Here is a 19,559-nt window from a genome sequence, read left to right on the forward strand (position 1 = left end):
ACCATGCGCAGAATCACCGCCACACTCGCGACGCTCGCCCTCGCGGGCCTCGGGGCGACAGTCCCCGCGTCCGGCGCACAAGCGGCCTCCGCACACTGTGACGAAAAGTGGAACAACACGAGGTCGGGCCTCGTCGTCGCCTATGGCGGCACCAACTGTTACGGCGATGTCCTCGGCTGGACCGAGAGCTGGGACTCGGACTGGGGCAACAGCTCCGGCCCCTTCGAAGACGGAGACACCAACGAGGCGACTTCGGTCCTGCACAAGGGTACGTCCGGTTACGCCGTCCAGTTCTTCAACGACACCGGGCAGGACTGGACCGGCGGCCACAGTTGCCTCAAGAAGTCCGAGAAGTACGCCTCGGACCTCTCCGACAACTACTTCACCGTGTCCAACGGAGCCGTGCGCGGCGTGAACAACGCCATCAGCTCCCACCGGTGGGTACCGGAGAACAAGTGTGACAAGTTCATGACCTGACCGGGCCGGCGCGCGCCGAGCCCGCCAGGCGGGTGTCCCGGGTGCGCCGGCTGGTCACCGATGCGCCCGGCGATACGCCCGGCGATACGCTCGGCGCATGGAACCTCTGTGCGGACGGGACGGCGAGCAGGCCGCCGTCCGCGGCGTCGTCGCCGACGCGGTGGCCGGGCGGGGCCGCGCCCTGCTGGTGCGCGGGGAGGCCGGGATCGGCAAGACGGCGCTCCTGGGCGATGCCGTCTCGTTCGCGGCGCGGGAACACCCGGCGGCCGTGGTGCTGCGCTGCACCGGTCTGGAGTCGGAGGTCGCGCTCGGTTTCGGCGGGCTCCAGCAGCTGCTGTCTCCGGTGCTGCCCCAGGCCGAGGACCTGCCGGGTGCCCAACGGGCCGCCCTGCACACCGCGTTGGGGCTGGCCGACGGTACGGCGAGGGACCTGATGGTGTGCACGGCCGCGCTGGCACTGCTCGAGCGGGCCGCCGAGCGCTCGCCCCTGCTGCTGGCCGTGGACGATCTGCAGTGGCTGGATCCGGCGACCCTCACGACGGTCCTCTTCGTGGCCCGGCGGCTGGGCGGGCTGCGGGCCTCGGCCCTGCTCGCGGTGCGCGACGACATGGGCGGCGGCGGGTCCGTCCGCGCCGACGACCTGCCCGGCCTGCGGCTGGGCGGACTCGGCCCACAGGACGCCGCGGCCCTGCTGGCCGGGCGCGGGCGGGGCATGAGCGGCCCGGAACTCGCCGCGCTGGTGGCCGACACGGGTGGCAACCCGCTGGCGCTGCTCGAACTGACGGGGACCGCGACGACGGCCGTAACGACGGCCGACGGGCCCAGGCCGACGCCTCCAGGCGGCCTCGGCCCGCCGCCCCTCGGCTCGGCCTCTCCCGACCCGGTCCCCGTCAGCCCGGTCCCCGTCAGCCCAGTCCCTCTCGGCCCGCTGCCCCTCGGCTCACTGCCGCTGACCGCGCGGCTGCGCGAGGCGTTCGCGGTCCGGGTGCGTACGCTGCCCTCCGCCCAACGCACCCTGCTGCTCGTCGCGGCGGCCGAGGACCGGGGCCGCACCGACATCGTGCTGGCCGCGGCCGCACGGCTGGGCGTCACCGCCGCCGCGCTCACCTCGGTCGAACGCGCCGGTCTGGTCCAGGTGTCGGGCCCCGACATCCGCTTCCGCCACCCCCTGGTCCGCTCCGCGGTCCACACCGACGCCCCGTTCCTGGAGCGCCGCGCCACCCACCTGGCCCTCGCGGCCGAACTGGCCGCCTCCGGCCTGGCCACCGCCGCCGCCTGGCACCGCGCCCTCACCGCCACCGGCCCCGACGAGGACATCGCGGCCGCCCTGGAACGCGGCGCGGACGAGATCGCCGACCGTGGCGGGCTCTCCGCCGTCGCGTCCGTACTCAGCCGCGCCGCCGACCTCAGCACGACCGGCGGCGCCCGCGCCCGACGCCTGGCGGCGGCCGCCCACGCCGCCTGGAAGTCCGGCCACCAGGACACGGCCCGCCGGCTCGCCGCCCGGGCCACCGCCACGAGGCAGGGGCGGCCTGTCGCCGACCGCGCCCACGACGGCTCCGGTCCGGCGGCGGTGCCCCCGGAGGCGCACGCCTCGGACCGGGGCGCCCAGATCGCGCTCGCCCGGCTGCGCGGGCTCATGGAGCACTCCGGCGGGCATCAGGACGCCGCGCTCCGGGAGCTGACCCACAGCGCCGACGCGCTCGCCCCGCACTCCCCTGAGGCGGCGGCCGCGCTGCTGTTCATGGCGTGCGACGCGGCCGACCACGCCGACCGGCACGACCGTATGCGCGAGGCCGCCCTGCGCATCGCCGGCCTTGACCTCGACTCCCGCTACCGGCGCTACGGACGGCTGCTCGCAGCCGCCTTCGACGGGGACACCGCCTCCTCCGGCGCCGACCCGTGGCGGATTCTGCGGGAGGCGCCCGAGGAACTCGGGACGAGCGGTGTGCACCGCTGGCTGTGGCCGCTGGTGATCACCCGCGACGGTCCCGCACCGCGCCGCGCCCGGGACTTCGCCCTGGCCGCATGCGAGACCATCCGCTCCTCCGGCACGCTCGCGCTGCTCGCCCTGCCGATGATCTGGCTCGCCGGGCTGGAGTGCGAGCTGGGCCTGGCGCGGCCCGCCGAGGAGCACGCCGAGGAGGCGCTGCGGCTGACCCGGGACATGGACCAGCAGGTGCGGGCCGCCGATGCCCTGGCGGTACTCGCCCGCCTGGCCGCGCTGCGCGGCGACGACGCCGCGTGCCGTGCGTACGCCGGGAAGGCGCTGGCAATCGCCCTCCCCCTCGGCAACCGCTCGGCCGCCGCCGAGGCCACCTGGGCGGCAGCGCTGCTCGCTCTGGCCCGCGGCGACCACGGCGAAGCGCGCGAGCGGCTGACGGCGGTGCACACGCCCGGCTCACCGTACGCGCACGGGCGGATCGCCCGCCGGTCCGCCGCCGATCTGGTCGAGGCGCAGCGGGCGGCGGGCGACTGGGCCGCCGCCCGCGCGGTGGCGGAAGGGTTCGCGGGGTGGGCGGTCGGCAGCGGTCTGCCGTGGGCCCGCGCGCAGTGGCACCGCTGTCGTGCGCTGCTGGCCGACGCGGAGGGCGCTGAGGGCGCAGAGGGCGCGGAGGACGCGTTCCGAGAGGCCCACGGCACGGACACCGGCACGGACACCGAGACAGGCACCGGGCCCGGCGCGGACGGCCTGCACGACCACCCCTTCACCCGTGCCCGCTCCGCGCTGCTGCACGGCGAGTGGCTGCGGCGGGCACGGAGGCCGGGCGAGGCGCGGGCGCATCTGCGGCTCGCCGCCGATCTGTTCGAGGGGCTCGGCGCACCCGTGTGGCGGGACCGTGCGCTCGGCGAGCTGCGGGCGGCCGGCGGTTCGGCGCGGCGCGGCGGCGAGGACGCGGCCTCCCGGCTCACCGGGCAGGAGCTGCAGGTGGCGCGGCTGGCGGCGGGCGGGCTCACCAACCGCGAGATCGGCGCACGGCTGGGGGTGAGCCCGCGCACCGTCGGCTACCACCTGTACAAGATCTTCCCGAAGCTGGGCATCACGGCGCGCGGCGAGCTGCGCACCCTGACACTGGACGGGAGCGCGCTCCCGCCGTAGGCCGCGCCTCCCCGATCCGTACGGGCCCTCGGTCCCTTCAGTCTCCGGGCCGGTCTTCTCAGTCCCCGGGCTCGGTCTCGGCCGTCGCGCGGACCGGCTCGACCAGGACCGTGACGATGCGGTTCCGGCGGCCGGCCGTGGACTCGGCGGTCAGCCGGAGGGACTTGAGATCGGAGTCCGGGCCGCCGTCCTCGACCTCGACCTCCGCCGTGGCGCCCGCGATCGGCACCCGCCCCAGCGACTTGGCCAGCAGCCCGCCGACCGTCTCGACGTCCTCGTCGTCCAGGTCCGTCCCGTACAGCTCGCCGAGGTCGTCCAGGCCGAGCCGGGCGGTGACCCGGTGGGTGCCGTCGCCCAGGTCCTGGATCGGCGGCAGCTCGCGGTCGTACTCGTCGGTGATCTCGCCGACGATCTCCTCGAGGATGTCCTCGATGGTGACGATCCCGGCCGTGCCGCCGTATTCGTCGACGACGACCGCGACGTGGTTGCGCTCCTGCTGCATCTCGCGCAGCAGATCGCCCGCGTTCTTGGTGTCGGGCACGAAGGCGGCGGGCCGCATGGCGGTGGAGACCAGCTCGGACTCGGCATCGCGGTTGATATGCGTCTTACGGGCCAGGTCCTTGAGGTAGACGATGCCGACGATGTCGTCCTCGTTCTCCCCGGTGACCGGGATCCGGGAGAAGCCGGAGCGCAGCGCGAGGGTCAGGGCCTGCCGGATGGTCTTGAAGCGCTCGATGGCGACGAGGTCGGTGCGCGGCACCATCACCTCGCGCACCAGCGTGTCGCCCAGCTCGAAGACGGAGTGCACCATGCGCCGCTCCTCGTCCTCGATCAGCGACTCCTTCTCCGCGAGGTCCACCAGGGCGCGCAGCTCGGCCTCGGAGGCGAAGGGGCCCTTGCGGAAGCCCTTGCCGGGGGTCAGCGCGTTGCCGATGAGGATCAGCAGCGGCGGGATGGGGCCCATGACGCGGGCCAGGGGCAGCAGGACATACGCGGCGGCGGTCGCCGTGTTCAGCGGGTGCTGGGCGCCGATGGTGCGCGGCGAGACGCCGACGGCCACATACGAGACGAGGACCATCACGCCGATCGCGATGGTCAGCGCCTTCCACGTCTCGTCGAACTCGCGCAGACACGCGTACGTGACGACCGCGCCGGCCGCCATCTCGCAGGCGACCCGCACCAGCAGCGCGACGTTCAGATAGCGGGTCGGGTCCTCGGCGACCTGCATCAGCTTGGCGCTGCCGCGCCGCCCGGCCCGTACGGCCTCCTCGGCGCGGAAGCGGGTGGTGCGGGCCAGGCCGGCCTCGGCGCAGGCCGCCAGCCAGGCGACCACCACCAGCAGGACGGCGGCTGTGATCAGCGGGCCGTTCATCGGGTCGTGGGGGCCGGGGAGGGGCCGGTCATGCCGCGCTCGGCGCGCCAGCCGTCGACGATGGCGGCCTGCAGGCCGAACATCTCGGCCCGCTCGTCCGGCTCCTCGTGGTCGTAGCCCAGGAGGTGGAGGACGCCGTGGACGGTCAGGAGCTGAAGTTCCTCGTCCATGGAGTGTCCGGTCGGCGCCTCCTCCCCCTGCTTCTTGGCCACCTCGGGGCAGAGCACGATATCCCCGAGGAGGCCCTGCGGGGGCTCCTCGTCGTCCTTCACGGGCGGACGCAGCTCGTCCATCGGGAAGGACATGACGTCGGTGGGCCCCGGCAGGTCCATCCACTGAATATGAAGCTGCTCCATGGCGTCGGCGTCGACGACGATCACCGAGAGCTCGGAGAGCGGGTGGATACGCATCCGGGCCAACGCGTAGCGGGCGACATCCAGCACCGCCCGCTCGTCGATCTCTGTGCCGGATTCGTTGTTGACGTCGATCGCCATGAGAGTGTTGTTTTACTTTCCGTTCCGGCTGTCGTACAGCTCGTACGCGTCCACAATGCGGCCGACCAGCTTGTGGCGGACCACGTCCTTGCTGGTGAGCCGGGAGAAGTGCACATCCTCGACGCCCTCCAGGATCTCCTGCACCTGGCGCAGACCGCTCTTCCCGCCCGGGAGGTCGACCTGGGTGACATCACCCGTGACCACGATCTTGGAGTCGAAGCCGAGCCGGGTGAGGAACATCTTCATCTGCTCGGGGTTCGTGTTCTGGGCCTCGTCGAGGATGATGAACGCGTCGTTGAGCGTGCGGCCGCGCATATACGCCAGCGGTGCGACCTCGATCGTGCCCGCGGCCATCAGGCGCGGGATGGAGTCGGGGTCGAGCATGTCGTGCAGCGCGTCGTACAGCGGGCGCAGATACGGGTCGATCTTCTCGTAGAGCGTGCCGGGCAGGAAGCCGAGCCGCTCGCCCGCCTCGACCGCCGGCCGGGTCAGGATGATCCGGGTGACCTGCTTGGACTGCAGGGCCTGGACCGCCTTGGCCATGGCCAGATAGGTCTTGCCGGTACCGGCCGGGCCGATGCCGAAGACGACGGTGTGCTTGTCGATGGCGTCGACGTAGCGCTTCTGGTTGAGGGTCTTGGGGCGGATGGTGCGCCCGCGGTTGGAGAGGATGTTCTGCGTGAGCACCTCGGCCGGGGTCTCCACCCCGCTCTCGCCGTTCTCCGCGGCGCGCAGCATGGAAATCGAGCGCTCCACCGCGTCCTCTGTCATCGGTTGACCGGTGCGGAGCACCAGCATCATCTCGTCGAACAGGCGCTGGACGAGAGCGACTTCCGCGGGGTCCCCGGTCGCGCTGACCTCATTGCCCCGCACATGGATGTCGGTCGCCGGGAAGGCCTTTTCGATGACGCGCAGCAGCGAATCGCCCGATCCCAGCACCATGACCATCGGGTGCTTGGTCGGGACCGTGAACTGCGCATGCGCCTGGCGTGCTGTGGTTGGTTGCGTCATGGGCCGGCTCTGAGGCCTGCTCCTACCTCCTCTTGCGGGGTTCTCGTTGCTCGACAACCTCGAGTACAAGGGTACGACGGAGCACTGACAAGACCCGAGTGCTTTTACTCCACTCCCTCATGCCTCTCCGTCACGCCTGCCGGAAGCCGATCGTGGGCACGGCCCGGCGCAGCGGCCAGGGGCGGGCGGCGGCCGGGAGGATACGGTCCAGGAAGGCGTAGCGGCGCAGCGCGGAGGGGTTCTGGTCGTCGTACGACTTGGCGTGCTGCCACCAGGCAGCGATCTCCACCCAGCCGGGCGCCGACAGCGAGCCGCCGAACTCCTGCACCGACAGCGCGGCGCTCAGGCCCGCGAAGGCCAGCCGGTCGGCGAGCGGCCACTGGGCGAGGGTGCCGGTGACAAAGCCCGCGACGAACACATCACCCGCGCCGGTCGGGTCCAGGGCCTCCACGGCGATCGCGGGCACCTCGGCGGTCTCGCCGGTGCGCCCGTCCACCGCGTACGCCCCCTCGGCGCCGAGGGTGACCACCGCGAGCGGCACCTTGTCGGCGAGCGCGCGGGCGGCGGCGCGCGGGCATTCGGTGCGGGTGTACCGCATCGCCTCGGCCGCGTTGGGCAGGAACGCCTCGCAGTGCTCGAGATCCGCGAGATCGGCCGGGTCCCAGCGGCCGGTGTCGTCCCAGCCGACGTCCGCGAAGACCATGCTGCCGTGGCCGACGGCCTGGGTGACCCACTCCTCGCGGCTCCCCGGGACCAGGGAGGCGATGGCGGCGCGGGCCGGGGGCGGGCAGCTGGGGGCGGGCTCCTCGGGCGGCGGCGCCTCGTGGCCGTGGGAGACCATCGTCCGCTCGCCCTCGTAGGCCATGGACACGGTCACCGGGGAGTGCCAGCCGCGCACCGTACGGGACAGCGACAGGTCGATGCCCTCGCCGCGGTCCAGAGCGTCGCGGCAGTAGTCCCCGTACATGTCGTCGCCGAAGGCGGCGGCGAGAGAGGTGCGCAGACCCAGGCGGGCCAGGGCGGTGGCCATATTGGCCACCCCGCCGGGGCTGGAGCCCATACCGCGGGCCCAGGACTCGGTGCCGCGCACGGGGGCGGAGTCCAGGCCGGTGAAAATGATGTCCAGGAAGACCGAGCCGGTGAGATAGACGTCACAGGCCGGGTCACCGGGTCTGCGGACGGCCTCGAGCGGGTCGAGCAAGGGGTACTCCGCCGGGTACGCCGCCGCGAGCGGCTGGCCGTGGTCTGTGGTCACCGTGCGCTCCCAGATCGGACCGGCCTCGTCGCCGGTCCCGTTCCATGAATCTCGTTCAGTGAATGCGATGCGGATGAATATGGATGAATGCGGTTGCCGCCAGTCTGCCCGATGGCACTGACAGCGGCGGACGCCCCGGACGATCAGCGCCGCCTGGAGCGTTCAGCGCCGCTTGGGCAGCGCCACGCTCATCAGGTCCTGCGCCACCGTGAGCTCCCCCTCGAAGCCCGCCGCCCGCGCCTGGCGCTCGAAGTCGGTGGGGTCGCCGTACCGCTGTGAGAAGTGGGTCAGCACCAGATGCCGCACCCCCGCCTCCGCGGCCAGCCGAGCCGCCTGCCCGGCGGTGAGATGCCCGTACTCGACCGCCAGCGGCTCGTCCTCGTCCAGGAAGGTGGACTCGATCACCAGCAGGTCACAGCCCTGGGCCAGATCATGGGCGCCCTCGCAAAGCCGGGTGTCCATGACGAAGGCGAAGCGCTGTCCGCGCCGCACCTCGCTGACCTCCTCCAGCGTGACCGTGCGCCCCTCCCGCTCCAGCGCCCCCTCCCGCTGCAGCCGGCCGATCTCGGGCCCGCGGATGCCGTGCGCCGCAAGCCGCTCGGGCAGTATGCGGCGGCCGTCGGGCTCGATCAGCCGGTAGCCGTAGGACTCGACCGGGTGGGAGAGCCTGCGCGCCTCCAGCGTGTACGCGGCGGTCCGCACCAGGACGCCGCCCTCCCCCGCCACCGGCGCCTCGGCCAGCGACACGGTTTCGCGGTACGCGGTCGCGTACCGCAGCCGCTCGAAGAAGCGCTGTCCGCTCGCCGGGTAGTGCGCGGTCACCGGGTGCGGCACCCGGTCCAGGTTGATCCGCTGGACGACCCCGGCCAGGCCCAGCGAGTGGTCCCCGTGGAAGTGGGTGACACAGATCCGGTTGATGTCATGGGCCGCGACCCCTGCCCGCACCATCTGGCGCTGGGTGCCCTCGCCGGGGTCGAAGAGGATGCCCTCGCCGTCCCAGCGCAGCAGATAGCCGTTGTGGTTGCGGTGCCGGGTCGGCACCTGGCTCGCGGTGCCCAGGACGACCAGTTCGCGTGACGACAACGGGATTACCCGGGGGGCCAGTTGAAGCCGCGGCCGCCCAGGATGTGGGCGTGCGCGTGGAAGACGGTCTGTCCCGCGCCCGAGCCGGTGTTGAAGATGACGCGGAAGCCGGTGGCGTCGATCTCCTCGTCGGCGGCGACCACACCCGCCTCGCGCAGTATGTCGGCGGCGATCTGCGGCTCCGCGTTCGCGAGGGAGGCGGCGTCCGGGTAGTGGACCTTGGGGATCACCAGGACGTGGGTCGGCGCCTGGGGGTTGATGTCCCGGAAGGCGAGGGTCGTCTCGGTCTCGCGGACGACGGTCGCCGGCACCTCCTTCGAGACGATTTTGCAGAACAGGCAGTCGGCCTGCGGTTCTCCCGCCACCGGTGGCTCCTTACGCAACGTCGGCTGGTACGGAACCGGATGCTACCGGGACGCCCGGAGGGCGCGCGCCGGAACCGCATGGCGCCCTTGCCGCCCTTGGCGCCTGCCTGTGCCGCCTGCTCGGCCCGTCTGCTTGTCTCGCCTACTCGTTCCGCCTACTTGTTGCTGCCCGCCGTGGTCTTCCGGTCCCACGGGTGGGTGGTGTGCCCGGACGGCCGGGGATGCGTCGTCTTCCGCGCGTTGCAGTCGCCGATCACATTGGCCTGGAAGACCTGGTGCCCGTCCACCTTGGCGGTCAGATCGCCCCGAACGCAGACGTTCTTGCGCTCGTAGGTGACGGTGCCGCTGACCTTGATGGTGCGGTCGTCATCGGTCTTGCCCCGGCAGCGGACGGACGCCTTCGCGTCCTGCGACGGGCCGGACGTGTGCTTGCCCTTCACATCCGCGTTGCACGTCATCCACCGCACGTCGATACCGCCCTTTTCGAGCGCGCGCGTGCTGACCCGGTCCGTGGTGACCGCCACCCCGATGGCGTTGAGCCCGGTGTTGTCCCTGGGCTCGCACGCCGCCACGGCGACGATCGTCAGAGCCGCCGCCACCACCGCGAAGAGCGCGTTCCTTTGATGCCTCATTGCCCCCATAAGAAAAGGTTCCCACCGGAGCGGGGGGAACCGGAAGAGCAACCTCGGCCACATGATCCGCCGGGCGGCGGCCATCCGGGCCGGCGTGCGTCAGCCCCAGCGGCCCGTACGGCCCAACAGCAGTGCGGCCGCCGCCGTTCCGGCCGTGGAGGTGCGCAGCACGGTCGGGCCCAGGCGGTACGGACGCGCCCCCGCCTCGGCAAAGGCCGCCAACTCCTCGGGAGATACGCCCCCTTCAGGGCCGACCACCAGCACGACGCCGCCCTCGGCGGGCAGCGGCGCGGTCGCAAGCGGCTCGGCGCCCTCCTCGTGCAGCACGGCCGCGAAGTCGGATTCGGCCAGAAGCCGAGCAACCTGGCGGGTCGTCATCGCGTCCATCACCTCGGGAAAGAGGAGCCGCCGCGACTGCTTGCCCGCCTCCCGGGCGGTCGCACGCCACTTGCCCAGCGCCTTCAGGCCGCGTTCGCCCTTCCACTGGGTGACACAACGCGCCGCCGCCCAGGGCACGATGGCGTCCACGCCGGTCTCCGTCATGGTCTCCACGGCCAGTTCGCCGCGGTCCCCCTTCGGCAGTGCCTGGACGACGGTGATCCGCGGGCTCGGCGGCGCCTCATGGCGCACCTCTGCCACCTCGACCAGCATCCGGTCCTTGCCCTCGACGGCCGCAACGGCGCCGAAGGCGCCCGTACCGGCCCCGTCGGTCAGCACCACCGGCTCGCCCACGCGCAGCCGACGCACGGACACGGCATGCCGCCCCTCCGGCCCCTCGAGCGCCAGCCGCGCCCCTACGGCCGCCCCCGCGAGGGAGTCGGCCAGGAAGACAGGGGCGGTCACGACACCGCCCCTCTGTCCCACACGATGCCCAAACCCTCACGTGCCGCGTCCAGTTCGGCCGCCAGCACCTCCACCAGCCGCGCGGCGGGCAGCTCCCGGGCCAGCCGGTGCCCCTGCCCCGCCCACAGCGCCATGCCCTGCGGATCGCCGGCCTTCGCCGCCGCCTTCCGCAGCCCCGAGGTGAGGTGGTGCACCTGGGGGTAGGCGGCCGGGGCGTACCGGCCGTGCTCGCGCATGAAGCGGTTGACCAGCCCGCGCGCGGGGCGCCCGGAGAAGGCGCGGGTCAGCTCCGTACGGCCGAAGACCGGGTCGGTCATGGCCCGCTTGTGCAGGGCGTTGGCCCCCGACTCGGGGCAGACCAGGAACGCGGTCCCGAGCTGGGCCGCGACCGCGCCCGCCGCCAGCACCCCGGCGATCTGCGAGCCGCGCATCAGCCCGCCCGCCGCGATGACCGGAATCTGCACGATCTCCCGGACCAGCGCGAGCAGCGACAGCAGGCCGAGCCCGGCGCCCGTCCCGTCGGCGCGCGGGTCGTCGCGGTGGGTGCCCTGGTGGCCGCCCGCCTCGACACCCTGCACGCATACGGCGTCTGCGCCCGCCCACTGGGCGGCCTGCGCCTCGGCGGGCGAGGTCACGGTCACCACCGTCCGCGTCCCGACCTTCGCGAAGGCGTCGAGGACGGCGCGGGCGGGGCAGCCGAAGGTGAACGAGACGACCGGGACCGGGTCGTCGAGGAGTATCGCCAGCTTGGCGTCGTACGCGTCGTCGGAGCCCGCGTCGGGGTCGCCCAGCGGGGTGTCGTACCAGGCCGCCTCGCCGGCCAGCTGCTCCCGGTAGACCTCCACGGCGGCGGGGTCGGCGGTGAGCGCGTGCGGCATGAACAGGTTCACGCCGAAGGGCCGGGCGGTCTGCCCCCGCAGTTGCTTGATCTCCTCGTACATCGCCTCCGGCGTCTTGTAGCCGGCGGCGAGGAACCCGAGGCCACCGGCCTCGGAGACGGTGGCGGCCAACTGCGGGCAGGAGGCCCCACCCGCCATCGGGGCCTGCACGATCGGGTACCGAAAGAGATCGGTCAACGCGGAGGACATGGCGACATCGTGTCATGTCCTCCGCGTGAATCCGTACTCGGCTCGGTGCCGCTCAGGGCCGCCTCAGGCCCGCTGAGGCGCCTACCGTCCGTTGAACGCATCCTTCAAGCGCGAGAACAACCCCTGCTGCCCTGGCTTACTCCATCCCCCGGGGCCGCTGCGGACAACAGCGGCTCCGCCGCGGGCCGGACCCCCGGCCGGGCGCCTACCGTCCGTTGAACGCATCCTTCAGTCGCGAGAACAACCCCTGCTGCCCTGGCTTGAATTCGCCCACCGGCCGCTCCTCGCCCCGCAGCTTGGCCAGCCGCCGCAGCAGCTCCTCCTGCTCCGGGTCGAGCTTGGACGGGGTCTGCACCTCGACGTGGACGATCAGGTCGCCCCGGCCGCCGCCGCGCAGGTGCGTGACGCCGCGCTGGTGGAGCGGGATCGACTGGCCGGACTGGGTGCCGGGCCGGATGTCGACGTCCTCCCGGCCGTCGAGCGTGTCCAGGGGCACCTTGGTGCCCAGGGACGCCGCCGTCATCGGGATGGTCACCGTGCAGTGCAGATCGTCGCCCCGGCGCTGGAAGACCGCGTGCGGCAGTTCGTGGATCTCCACGTACAGATCGCCCGCCGGGCCACCGCCCGGGCCGACCTCGCCCTCGCCGGCGAGCTGGATCCGGGTGCCGTTGTCCACACCGGCCGGGATCTTGACGGTCAGCGTCCGGCGCGAGCGGATCCGCCCGTCGCCCGCGCACTCCGGGCACGGGGTCGGCACCACGGTGCCGAAGCCCTGGCACTGCGGGCACGGCCGGGAGGTCATGACCTGGCCGAGGAAGGACCGCGTCACCTGGGACACCTCGCCCCGGCCGCGGCACATGTCACAGGTCTGCGCCGTGGTGCCGGGCGCCGCGCCCTCGCCGCTGCACGTCGTACAGACGACCGCGGTGTCGACCTGGATGTCCTTGGTGGTCCCGAAGGCCGCCTCGGTCAGCTCGATATCGAGGCGGATCATGGCGTCCTGGCCGCGCCGGGTCCTGGACCGCGGGCCGCGCTGGGACGCGGTGCCGAAGAAGGCGTCCATGATGTCGGAGAAGTTGCCGAAGCCGGCGCCGAAGCCGCCCGCGCCGCCCCCGCCGCCCGCGGCGGACAACGGGTCTCCGCCCAGGTCGTAGACCTGCTTCTTCTGAGGATCGGACAAGACCTCGTAGGCGGCGTTGATCTCCTTGAACCGCTCTTGGGTCTTGGGATCCGGATTCACATCCGGATGCAGCTCACGGGCGAGCCGGCGAAATGCCTTCTTGATCTCGTCCTGTGAGGCATCACGCCGCACGCCCAGGACTGCGTAGTAGTCCGTCGCCACTTACGACTCCGCCAGGATCTGTCCGACGTAACGTGCCACTGCGCGTACCGCTCCCATCGTTCCGGGGTAGTCCATGCGGGTCGGTCCGACCACGCCGAGTTTGGCGACCGCCTCGTCGCCCGAACCGTAGCCGACTGCCACGACCGAAGTGGAATTCAGGCCCTCGTGAGCATTCTCATGACCGATCCGTACGGTCATGCCCGAGTCCTTCGCCTCGCCCAGCAACTTGAGCAGCACGACCTGCTCCTCAAGCGCTTCGAGCACGGGCCGGATCGTCAGGGGGAAATCATGCGCGAAGCGGGTGAGATTGGCGGTGCCGCCGATCATCAGCCGCTCCTCGGTCTCTTCGACCAGCGTCTCCAGCAGGGTGGCCAGGACCGTCGAGACGGCACCCCGGTCCTCCTGCTCGAAGGACTCGGGCAGATCCTGCACCAGCTGCGGCACATCCGCGAACCGCCGGCCCACGACCCGGCTGTTCAGCCTGGCCCGCAGGTCCGCGAGCGACTCCTCGCTCACGGGCGCCGGACAGTCCACCATGCGCTGCTCGACCCGCCCGGTGTCGGTGATCAGCACCAGCATCACCCGCGCCGGGCTCATCGCCAGCAGCTCCACATGGCGGACCGTCGAGCGGGTCAGCGAGGGGTACTGCACCACCGCCACCTGCCGGGTCAGCTGCGCGAGCAGCCGGACCGTACGGCCCACCACGTCGTCCAGGTCCACGGCGCTGTCCAGGAAGCTCTGGATGGCCCGCCGCTCCGGCGTGGACAGGGGCTTCACCCCGGCCAGCCTGTCGACGAACAGCCGGTAGCCCTTGTCCGTGGGAATGCGCCCGGCGCTGGTGTGCGGCTGGGCGATATAGCCCTCGTCCTCCAGAGCCGCCATGTCGTTGCGCACCGTGGCCGGGGAGACGCCCAGCCGGTGCCGCTCGGTGAGCGCCTTGGAGCCGACCGGCTCCTCCGTGCCCACATAGTCCTGGACGATCGCACGCAGTACCTCGAGTCTGCGTTCGCTGAGCACCGCGCGCACCTCCAGTCCAGCCGTCTCATCAGGTATTCCCCCTGGCACTCAATGGTCACGAGTGCCAGAACCCCTCAGCCAGTGTACGGCGGGGTGCCGTGGCCGGGGCAAGAGCCGCCGCTTTGCCACCACTGGAGCTAGCGTCTCCGTATGGACACCCGTTGGGAAGAGGCGCGCTGGGAAGATCTCGCGCCGTCCGTCGTCCGGTGCCGGCTGCCCGGCTGGGACGCGACCGTCGGCGCGATCGCCGGCCGAACCGGCGTCCTGGTCGTCGACACCGGCGCCGACCTGGCCGAGGGCGCGTGGGTTCGGCGCGAGGTCACCCGGCTCTTCGGCCGCCGGCCCACCCATATCGCCCTCACCCATCCCCACTTCGACCACGTCTTCGGCACCGCCGCCTTCGCGGGCTGCGAGGTGTACGGGGCGGCCGGGCTCGACGAGCTGCTGCGCCGCGAACGGGACGCGCTGCGCGACGACGCGGTGCGGCACGGCGTGGACCCCGGCGCCGCCGCCGGGGCCGCCGACCATCTCGTACGCCCGCACCACCTGGTGTGCGGCGAGCTCACCCTGGACCTGGGCGACCGGCCCGTCCTGCTGGCGAACGTGGGCCCCGGCCACACCGCCCACGACCTGGCCGTCCTCGTCCCCGGCCGGGCCCCGGGCGAGCCCGAGGTGGTCTTCTGCGGCGATCTGGTCGAGGAGTCGGGGCTGCCCCAGGCGGGCGCCGACGCGGTCCCCGGCCAGTGGCCCGCCGCCCTGGACCGGCTGCTCGCCCTCGGCGGTGAGGACGCGGTGTACGTCCCGGGGCACGGCGCCGCCGTGGACGCCCGTTTCGTCCGGGCACAGCGCGATGAACTCGCGGCTCGTTTCGGCCGCTGAACTCACGGCTCGTTTCGGCGTGTCCTCCTGAGGCCGCCGCCGCGGCGCTAGGGTCATGCGGATGCGACAGTACGACCCGGACCTGACCCCACCCTGGAAGCGCCAGGCGCCCGCGCCCGAGGTGCCCGCCGAGCCCGACCTGGTCGTCGAGGAGGTCACCACCGGGTTCTGTGGCGCCGTGATCCGCTGCGAGAAGACCGCGCAGGGCCCCACGGTGACTCTGGAAGACCGTTTCGGTAAACATCGGGTCTTCCCCATGGAGCCGCGCGGCTTCCTTCTGGAGGGCCGCGTCGTCACCCTGGTACGCCCCCGCGCCGCCGCCCCCACGGGTCCGCGCCGCACGGCCTCCGGCTCCCTCGCCCTCCCCCAGGCCCGCGCGCGCGTCGCCCGCGCGGGGCGCATCTACGTGGAGGGGCGCCATGACGCGGAGCTGGTCGAGCGGGTGTGGGGAGACGATCTGCGCATCGAGGGCGTGGTCGTGGAGTACCTGGAAGGGATCGACGACCTGCCCGCGATCGTCCGCGACTTCTCCCCCGGCCCCGACGCCCGCCTCGGCGTGCTGGTCGACCATCTGATCCCGGGCACCAAGGAGTCCCGTATCGCGGCCGAGGTCACCGGCGAGCACGTACTGATCGTCGGGCACCCCTATATCGACGTATGGGAGGCCGTGAAGCCCTCCTCGGTCGGCATTCCGGCCTGGCCGACGGTGCCGCGCGGCCAGGACTGGAAGACGGGGATCTGCCGGGCGCTGGGGTGGCCCGAGAACACGGGGGCCGCCTGGCAGCGGATCCTGTCCTCGGTCCGCTCGTACAAGGACCTGGAGCCGGTCCTGCTGGGGCGGGTGGAGGAGCTGATCGACCATGTGACCGTGGGCGGCCCGGCCGGGCCGTAGGGGGCCTGTGGGCCTGCCGGGGCGTCGGGTCGGTCGTCCGAACGTCAGGTCAGGGCCTCGGTTCAGGCAGGCGCCTTGGGACGGGCGTCAGTCCACCAGATCGCGCACCACCGCATCGGCCAGCAGCCGCCCCCGCAGGGTGAGCACCGCATGGCCCGCGCCGTACGGCTCCGGCTCCAGCAGGCCGTCCGCCACGGCCCGGGCCGCCGCCGCGGCGCCCGCCGGGGCCAGCAGGTCCAGCGGGCAGCCCTCCGCGAGCCGCAGCTCCAGCAGGATCCGCTCCACCCGGCGCTCCTCGTCGGTCAGCACCTCGCGGCCGGCCCCCGGGGACCGGCCCTCGCTCAGGGCCTGCGCGTAGGCGCCGGGGTGCTTCACGTTCCACCAGCGCACACCGCCCACATGGCTGTGCGCGCCGGGGCCGGCGCCCCACCAGTCCGCGCCGCGCCAGTACAGCTCGTTGTGGCGGCACCGGCCGGCGTCCGACGTGGCCCAGTTCGACACCTCGTACCAGCGGAACCCGGCCGCCGACAGCATCTCCTCCGCGATGAGATAGCGGTCGGCGTGCACATCGTCGTCGGTCATCGGCACCTCGCCGCGCCGGATCCGCCGGGCGAGCTGGGTGCCCTCCTCGACGATCAGCGCGTACGCCGACACATGGTCGGGCCCTGCGCTCAGCGCGGCCTCCAGCGAGGCGCGCCAGTCCTCGTCGCTCTCCCCCGGCGTGCCGTAGATCAGGTCCAGGTTCACATGGTCGAATCCGGCCGCCCGCGCCTCGGCCACGCACGCCTCGGGGCGGCCCGGGGTGTGGGTGCGGTCCAGTACCCGCAGGACGTGCTGCCGGGCGCTCTGCATCCCGAACGACACCCGGTTGAACCCGGCCGCCCGCAGCTGCTCCAGATAGCGCGGGTCGACCGACTCCGGGTTGGCCTCGGTGGTGACCTCGGCCCCCTCCGCCAGCCCGAACTCGTCCCGGATGGCACCGAGCATCCGCCCGAGGTCGGCAGCCGCCAGCAGGGTCGGGGTGCCGCCCCCGACGAATACGGTCTCGACCGGCCGGGGGTCGTCCCCCAGCACCTTGCGGGCGAGGCGGACCTCCTCGACGACCATGTCGGCGTAGTTGTCGCGCGAGGCGAGCACTCCGCCGGATCCGCGCAGCTCAGTGGCGGTGTAGGTATTGAAGTCGCAGTAGCCGCAGCGCGTCGCGCAGTAGGGCACATGCAGATAGAACCCGAGCGGCCGGTTCGCCGGCCCGGCCACGGCGCTCACGGGCAGCGCGCCGTCCTCGGGCATGGGCTCGCCATCGGGCAGTACGGAAGGCATGCGCCCATTGTCCGCCATCGGCGCAGCGCGCCGAACGCCTCACGGCCGAGAGGCCCGCGCAGCCGGGAGGCCGCGCAGCCAAGGCTGGTCCGTGCCTTGGCCGGGGGCCCGTGCGGCCGGGGCCGCCCCTGCCTGGGCCGAGGGGTCCGCGCGGACGGACGCCTCGTAGCCAGAACGCCCCGCACGCCCGGGGCAGCCCCGCCCCGCCAGGGACCCGCCCCGCCAGGGACCTGGGCCGGGCCCAGGCCCCTGGCGGGGCGGAGCCCCGGTGTCAGGTCGGGGAGCCGCCCGATACGCGGCTCCGCGGCTCCGCCGCGTGGCCGTCCGGAGCGCTTCCTACCGCGCCCGCAGCACCAGCATCGCCAGATCGTCGTCCGGCGGCTCGACCGCGAACGCGTGCACCGCCTGGCGGATCCGCTCCGCCAGATCGCTCGCGTCCAGCCCCACGCAGTCGCCGAGCAGCGACGCCAGCCCGTCCCCGTCGTCGAACTGCCGGGCGCCGGATCTGTGCTCCGTCACCCCGTCCGTCACGCACACCAGCGTCTCCCCGGGCGCCAGCTCGAAGGTCTCGCTCTGGTACGCGACATCGTCCACGACACCCAGCAGGATCTGCGGCTCGGCGACGGTGCGCACCGACCCGTCGGGCCGCAGGACCAGGGGCAGCGGATGTCCCGCGCTGGCGAGCGTGCAGCGGATGCCGTCCTTGCCCTCCTCGCCCAGCGGCACCAGCTCCCCGTACAGCAGCGACAGGAACCGCGACACCCCGCCGCCCACCGACAACCCCACGCCCGCGGCCACGGCCTCCGCCGCGCCCTCGACGGCGGCCTCGACGGCCTCCTCCCCGAGCATCCGGTTGAGTCGTTCCAGCACCGCCCCGACGTCGTACCCCTCGCGCGCCAGCAGCCGCAGCCAGGGCCGTACGAGCCCGGTCACCACGGCCGCCTCCGGCCCGTTGCCGCATACGTCGCCCAGGACGAAGACCCAACGGCCGTTCCCCGCGGGGAAGATGTCGTAGAAGTCACCCCCGGCCGAGGTGCCGCCGGTCGGCTCGTACACCACCGCCGACTCCACGCCCGGGATCCGCGCGATACGGGACGGCAGCAGCCCGCGCTGGAGCACCCGGCTGATCGTCTCCTGGCGCGTGTACTGCCGGGCGGAGGCCAGCGCCAGCGCGACCCGGCGGGCGAAGTCCTCGACCAGTCCGGCCACCTCGCCCGGCACCCGCATCAGCCCGGCCCGGCCGAGCAGCAGCGTGCCGACGGTGCGCCCGCCCGCGATCAGCCGGCAGGCCAGAGCCGCGCCGCCGGGCCCGTACGCGGAGGGATCGCTGGGCCACTGCCAGGGCACGGCCCGGCCGCGTGCGGTGGCGGGCAGTTCCAGCGGCTCCTTCTCGAGCAGTTGGCGGAGGGTTTCGATCCGGCTCTCGCTCGCGTGCCACACCTGGGCGAGCCGCGGCGGGCCGCCTTCCGTGTCGAGCCACACCGCGCTCCAGTCGGCGAACCGTGGTACGAGCAGCTGGGCGGCCAGCGAGGTCACCATGTCCTCGTCGAACTGTCCGGCCAGCAGCTCGGAGGCCTCGGCGAGGAAGGACAGCGCGCCCTCCCGGACCCAGTCGGCGTCGTCCTTGCGGCCGCCGACGCGCCGGGGGTCGGGGGCCAGCAGTTCGACGGCGTACGCATCGCCGCGCGAGTCGCCGTTCAGTGTGCCGCCACTTGACGGATCGCTCTTCAGGGAGGCGCCGTTGGGGGAGCCGTCCTTTAGGGAGCCGTCATTGGGGGAGTCACCCGAGGCGGCGGGCAGATCGGCGGGCAATGAGCCGTCCGAAAGTGGTTCCCCCGGAAGGGCGGCGGACTCGACCGCGGTGACGGGCAGTTGGAACCACACCGTCTTGCTGTCCCGGCGGTAGGCCGTGCCCCAGCACTCGGCCAGCTCGGCGACCAGCCGCAGCCCGTGCCCAGCGCACACCGGGTCCTCGCCCTCATCGGGTGGCTCACCGCGCAGGAAACGGGTGGGGTGATGGTCAGTCACCTCCACGACCACGGAGGGCACTTCGCCGTCCCCGGTTAAGACGTCCAGCGCACAGCTCACCTCGACCGCCGTCCCTGCGTGCACCACGGCGTTGGTGACCAACTCGCTCACCAGCAGTACGACTTCGTCCGCGACCCGGTCGGGAATCCGGCCGACGGCGGGGAAGTCGAGCGAGGTCCAGTCCGCGAGGGCCGTGCGCGCGAACCGGCGCGCGGCGGAGGCCGCCAGCGGATTGCCGGGCAGGCTGGTGCGCGCGGCGGCGATCCGAGCGGCCGGTACGGCCCCGGGCACGGCCACGAGCGCCGGCCCTGGCCCGGATCCGGGCCGGGGGCGGGGCACTACGCCCGGCACCGCCCCCGGC

General features: G+C 73.0%; 17 protein-coding genes. 4 read left to right on the forward strand and 13 right to left on the reverse strand.

Annotated features, from left to right (window positions below; genetic code table 11):
* Positions 1-3: 3 nt before the first annotated feature.
* Both ACWDSL_RS28825 and ACWDSL_RS28830 read left to right on the forward strand, forming a co-directional pair.
* Positions 4-477: a hypothetical protein gene (locus ACWDSL_RS28825; protein WP_450490253.1), complete on the forward strand. Its 474-nt coding sequence runs from the start codon at positions 4-6 to the stop codon at positions 475-477.
* 97 nt (positions 478-574) lie between these two features.
* Complete coding sequence (locus ACWDSL_RS28830) at positions 575-3,577, forward strand: AAA family ATPase (protein ID WP_450490255.1); 3,003 nt, start codon at positions 575-577, stop codon at positions 3,575-3,577.
* Positions 3,578-3,635: 58 nt separating this feature from the next.
* Here the strand turns inward: ACWDSL_RS28830 and ACWDSL_RS28835 are convergent, their stop codons facing one another.
* The 11 genes from ACWDSL_RS28835 to hrcA all read right to left on the reverse strand — a co-directional run bounded on the left by ACWDSL_RS28835 (position 3,636) and on the right by hrcA (position 14,079).
* Positions 3,636-4,949, reverse strand: coding sequence for a hemolysin family protein (locus tag ACWDSL_RS28835; protein ID WP_450490257.1), 1,314 nt, complete (start codon positions 4,947-4,949; stop codon positions 3,636-3,638).
* Positions 4,946-5,443 (reverse strand): rRNA maturation RNase YbeY, encoded by a 498-nt coding sequence (gene ybeY / locus ACWDSL_RS28840; RefSeq protein WP_450490259.1) that lies wholly within the window; start codon positions 5,441-5,443, stop codon positions 4,946-4,948. The genes ACWDSL_RS28835 and ybeY overlap by 4 nt, the downstream gene beginning before the upstream one ends.
* 12 nt (positions 5,444-5,455) lie before the next feature.
* On the reverse strand, positions 5,456-6,454 hold the full coding sequence (locus ACWDSL_RS28845; protein ID WP_450490261.1) for a PhoH family protein: 999 nt from the start codon (positions 6,452-6,454) through the stop codon (positions 5,456-5,458).
* 130 nt (positions 6,455-6,584) lie between these two features.
* Positions 6,585-7,709, reverse strand: coding sequence for a carbohydrate kinase family protein (locus ACWDSL_RS28850; protein ID WP_450490263.1), 1,125 nt, complete (start codon positions 7,707-7,709; stop codon positions 6,585-6,587).
* 162 nt (positions 7,710-7,871) lie between these two features.
* Positions 7,872-8,792, reverse strand: coding sequence for a ribonuclease Z (locus tag ACWDSL_RS28855; protein WP_450490265.1), 921 nt, complete (start codon positions 8,790-8,792; stop codon positions 7,872-7,874).
* A gap of 5 nt (positions 8,793-8,797) precedes the next feature.
* Positions 8,798-9,157: a histidine triad nucleotide-binding protein gene (locus ACWDSL_RS28860; protein WP_450490267.1), complete on the reverse strand. Its 360-nt coding sequence runs from the start codon at positions 9,155-9,157 to the stop codon at positions 8,798-8,800.
* 155 nt (positions 9,158-9,312) lie between these two features.
* Positions 9,313-9,789, reverse strand: coding sequence for a hypothetical protein (locus tag ACWDSL_RS28865; RefSeq protein ID WP_450490269.1), 477 nt, complete (start codon positions 9,787-9,789; stop codon positions 9,313-9,315).
* A 99-nt stretch (positions 9,790-9,888) separates the two neighbouring features.
* Positions 9,889-10,632 carry a 16S rRNA (uracil(1498)-N(3))-methyltransferase gene (locus tag ACWDSL_RS28870; RefSeq protein ID WP_450490271.1) on the reverse strand — a complete coding sequence of 248 codons (744 nt, stop codon included), beginning with the start codon at positions 10,630-10,632 and terminating at the stop codon, positions 9,889-9,891.
* Positions 10,629-11,720 carry a nitronate monooxygenase gene (locus ACWDSL_RS28875; RefSeq protein ID WP_450490273.1) on the reverse strand — a complete coding sequence of 364 codons (1,092 nt, stop codon included), beginning with the start codon at positions 11,718-11,720 and terminating at the stop codon, positions 10,629-10,631. The genes ACWDSL_RS28870 and ACWDSL_RS28875 overlap by 4 nt, the downstream gene beginning before the upstream one ends.
* Positions 11,721-11,925: 205 nt before the next feature.
* Complete coding sequence (dnaJ, locus tag ACWDSL_RS28880) at positions 11,926-13,062, reverse strand: molecular chaperone DnaJ (protein WP_450490275.1); 1,137 nt, start codon at positions 13,060-13,062, stop codon at positions 11,926-11,928.
* Positions 13,063-14,079, reverse strand: a complete 1,017-nt coding sequence (gene hrcA, locus ACWDSL_RS28885; RefSeq protein ID WP_450490277.1) for a heat-inducible transcriptional repressor HrcA — start codon at positions 14,077-14,079, stop codon at positions 13,063-13,065.
* Between the two features lie 150 nt (positions 14,080-14,229).
* On the opposite strand from hrcA, the gene ACWDSL_RS28890 reads away from it, so the two are divergent.
* Both ACWDSL_RS28890 and ACWDSL_RS28895 read left to right on the forward strand, forming a co-directional pair.
* Complete coding sequence (locus ACWDSL_RS28890; protein WP_450490279.1) at positions 14,230-14,958, forward strand: MBL fold metallo-hydrolase; 729 nt, start codon at positions 14,230-14,232, stop codon at positions 14,956-14,958.
* A 61-nt stretch (positions 14,959-15,019) separates the two neighbouring features.
* Positions 15,020-15,850 carry a DUF3097 domain-containing protein gene (locus tag ACWDSL_RS28895; protein WP_450490281.1) on the forward strand — a complete coding sequence of 277 codons (831 nt, stop codon included), beginning with the start codon at positions 15,020-15,022 and terminating at the stop codon, positions 15,848-15,850.
* Positions 15,851-15,937: 87 nt separating this feature from the next.
* Here ACWDSL_RS28895 and hemW read toward each other — a convergent pair whose 3' ends face one another.
* On the reverse strand, positions 15,938-17,170 hold the full coding sequence (gene hemW / locus ACWDSL_RS28900) for a radical SAM family heme chaperone HemW (RefSeq protein ID WP_450490283.1): 1,233 nt from the start codon (positions 17,168-17,170) through the stop codon (positions 15,938-15,940).
* Positions 17,171-17,506: 336 nt separating this feature from the next.
* A complete protein-coding gene (locus tag ACWDSL_RS28905; RefSeq protein ID WP_450490285.1) occupies positions 17,507-19,495 on the reverse strand; it encodes a SpoIIE family protein phosphatase in 1,989 nt (662 codons plus the stop codon).
* Between the last annotated feature and the right edge of the window lie 64 nt (positions 19,496-19,559).

The organism is Streptomyces sp. NPDC000941, from assembly GCF_053599555.1.

What these genes read in the sequence shown, in the direction of transcription:
- ACWDSL_RS28825 (WP_450490253.1), top strand. Translation starts at nt 4, where the DNA reads ATGCGCAGAATCACCGCCACACTCGCGACGCTCGCCCTCGCGGGCCTC.
- ACWDSL_RS28830 (WP_450490255.1), top strand. Translation starts at nt 575, where the DNA reads ATGGAACCTCTGTGCGGACGGGACGGCGAGCAGGCCGCCGTCCGCGGC.
- ACWDSL_RS28835 (WP_450490257.1), bottom strand. Translation starts at nt 4,949, where the DNA reads ATGAACGGCCCGCTGATCACAGCCGCCGTCCTGCTGGTGGTGGTCGCC.
- ybeY (WP_450490259.1), bottom strand. Translation starts at nt 5,443, where the DNA reads ATGGCGATCGACGTCAACAACGAATCCGGCACAGAGATCGACGAGCGG.
- ACWDSL_RS28845 (WP_450490261.1), bottom strand. Translation starts at nt 6,454, where the DNA reads ATGACGCAACCAACCACAGCACGCCAGGCGCATGCGCAGTTCACGGTC.
- ACWDSL_RS28865 (WP_450490269.1), bottom strand. Translation starts at nt 9,789, where the DNA reads ATGAGGCATCAAAGGAACGCGCTCTTCGCGGTGGTGGCGGCGGCTCTG.
- ACWDSL_RS28875 (WP_450490273.1), bottom strand. Translation starts at nt 11,720, where the DNA reads ATGTCCTCCGCGTTGACCGATCTCTTTCGGTACCCGATCGTGCAGGCC.
- ACWDSL_RS28890 (WP_450490279.1), top strand. Translation starts at nt 14,230, where the DNA reads ATGGACACCCGTTGGGAAGAGGCGCGCTGGGAAGATCTCGCGCCGTCC.
- ACWDSL_RS28895 (WP_450490281.1), top strand. Translation starts at nt 15,020, where the DNA reads ATGCGACAGTACGACCCGGACCTGACCCCACCCTGGAAGCGCCAGGCG.
- hemW (WP_450490283.1), bottom strand. Translation starts at nt 17,170, where the DNA reads ATGCCTTCCGTACTGCCCGATGGCGAGCCCATGCCCGAGGACGGCGCG.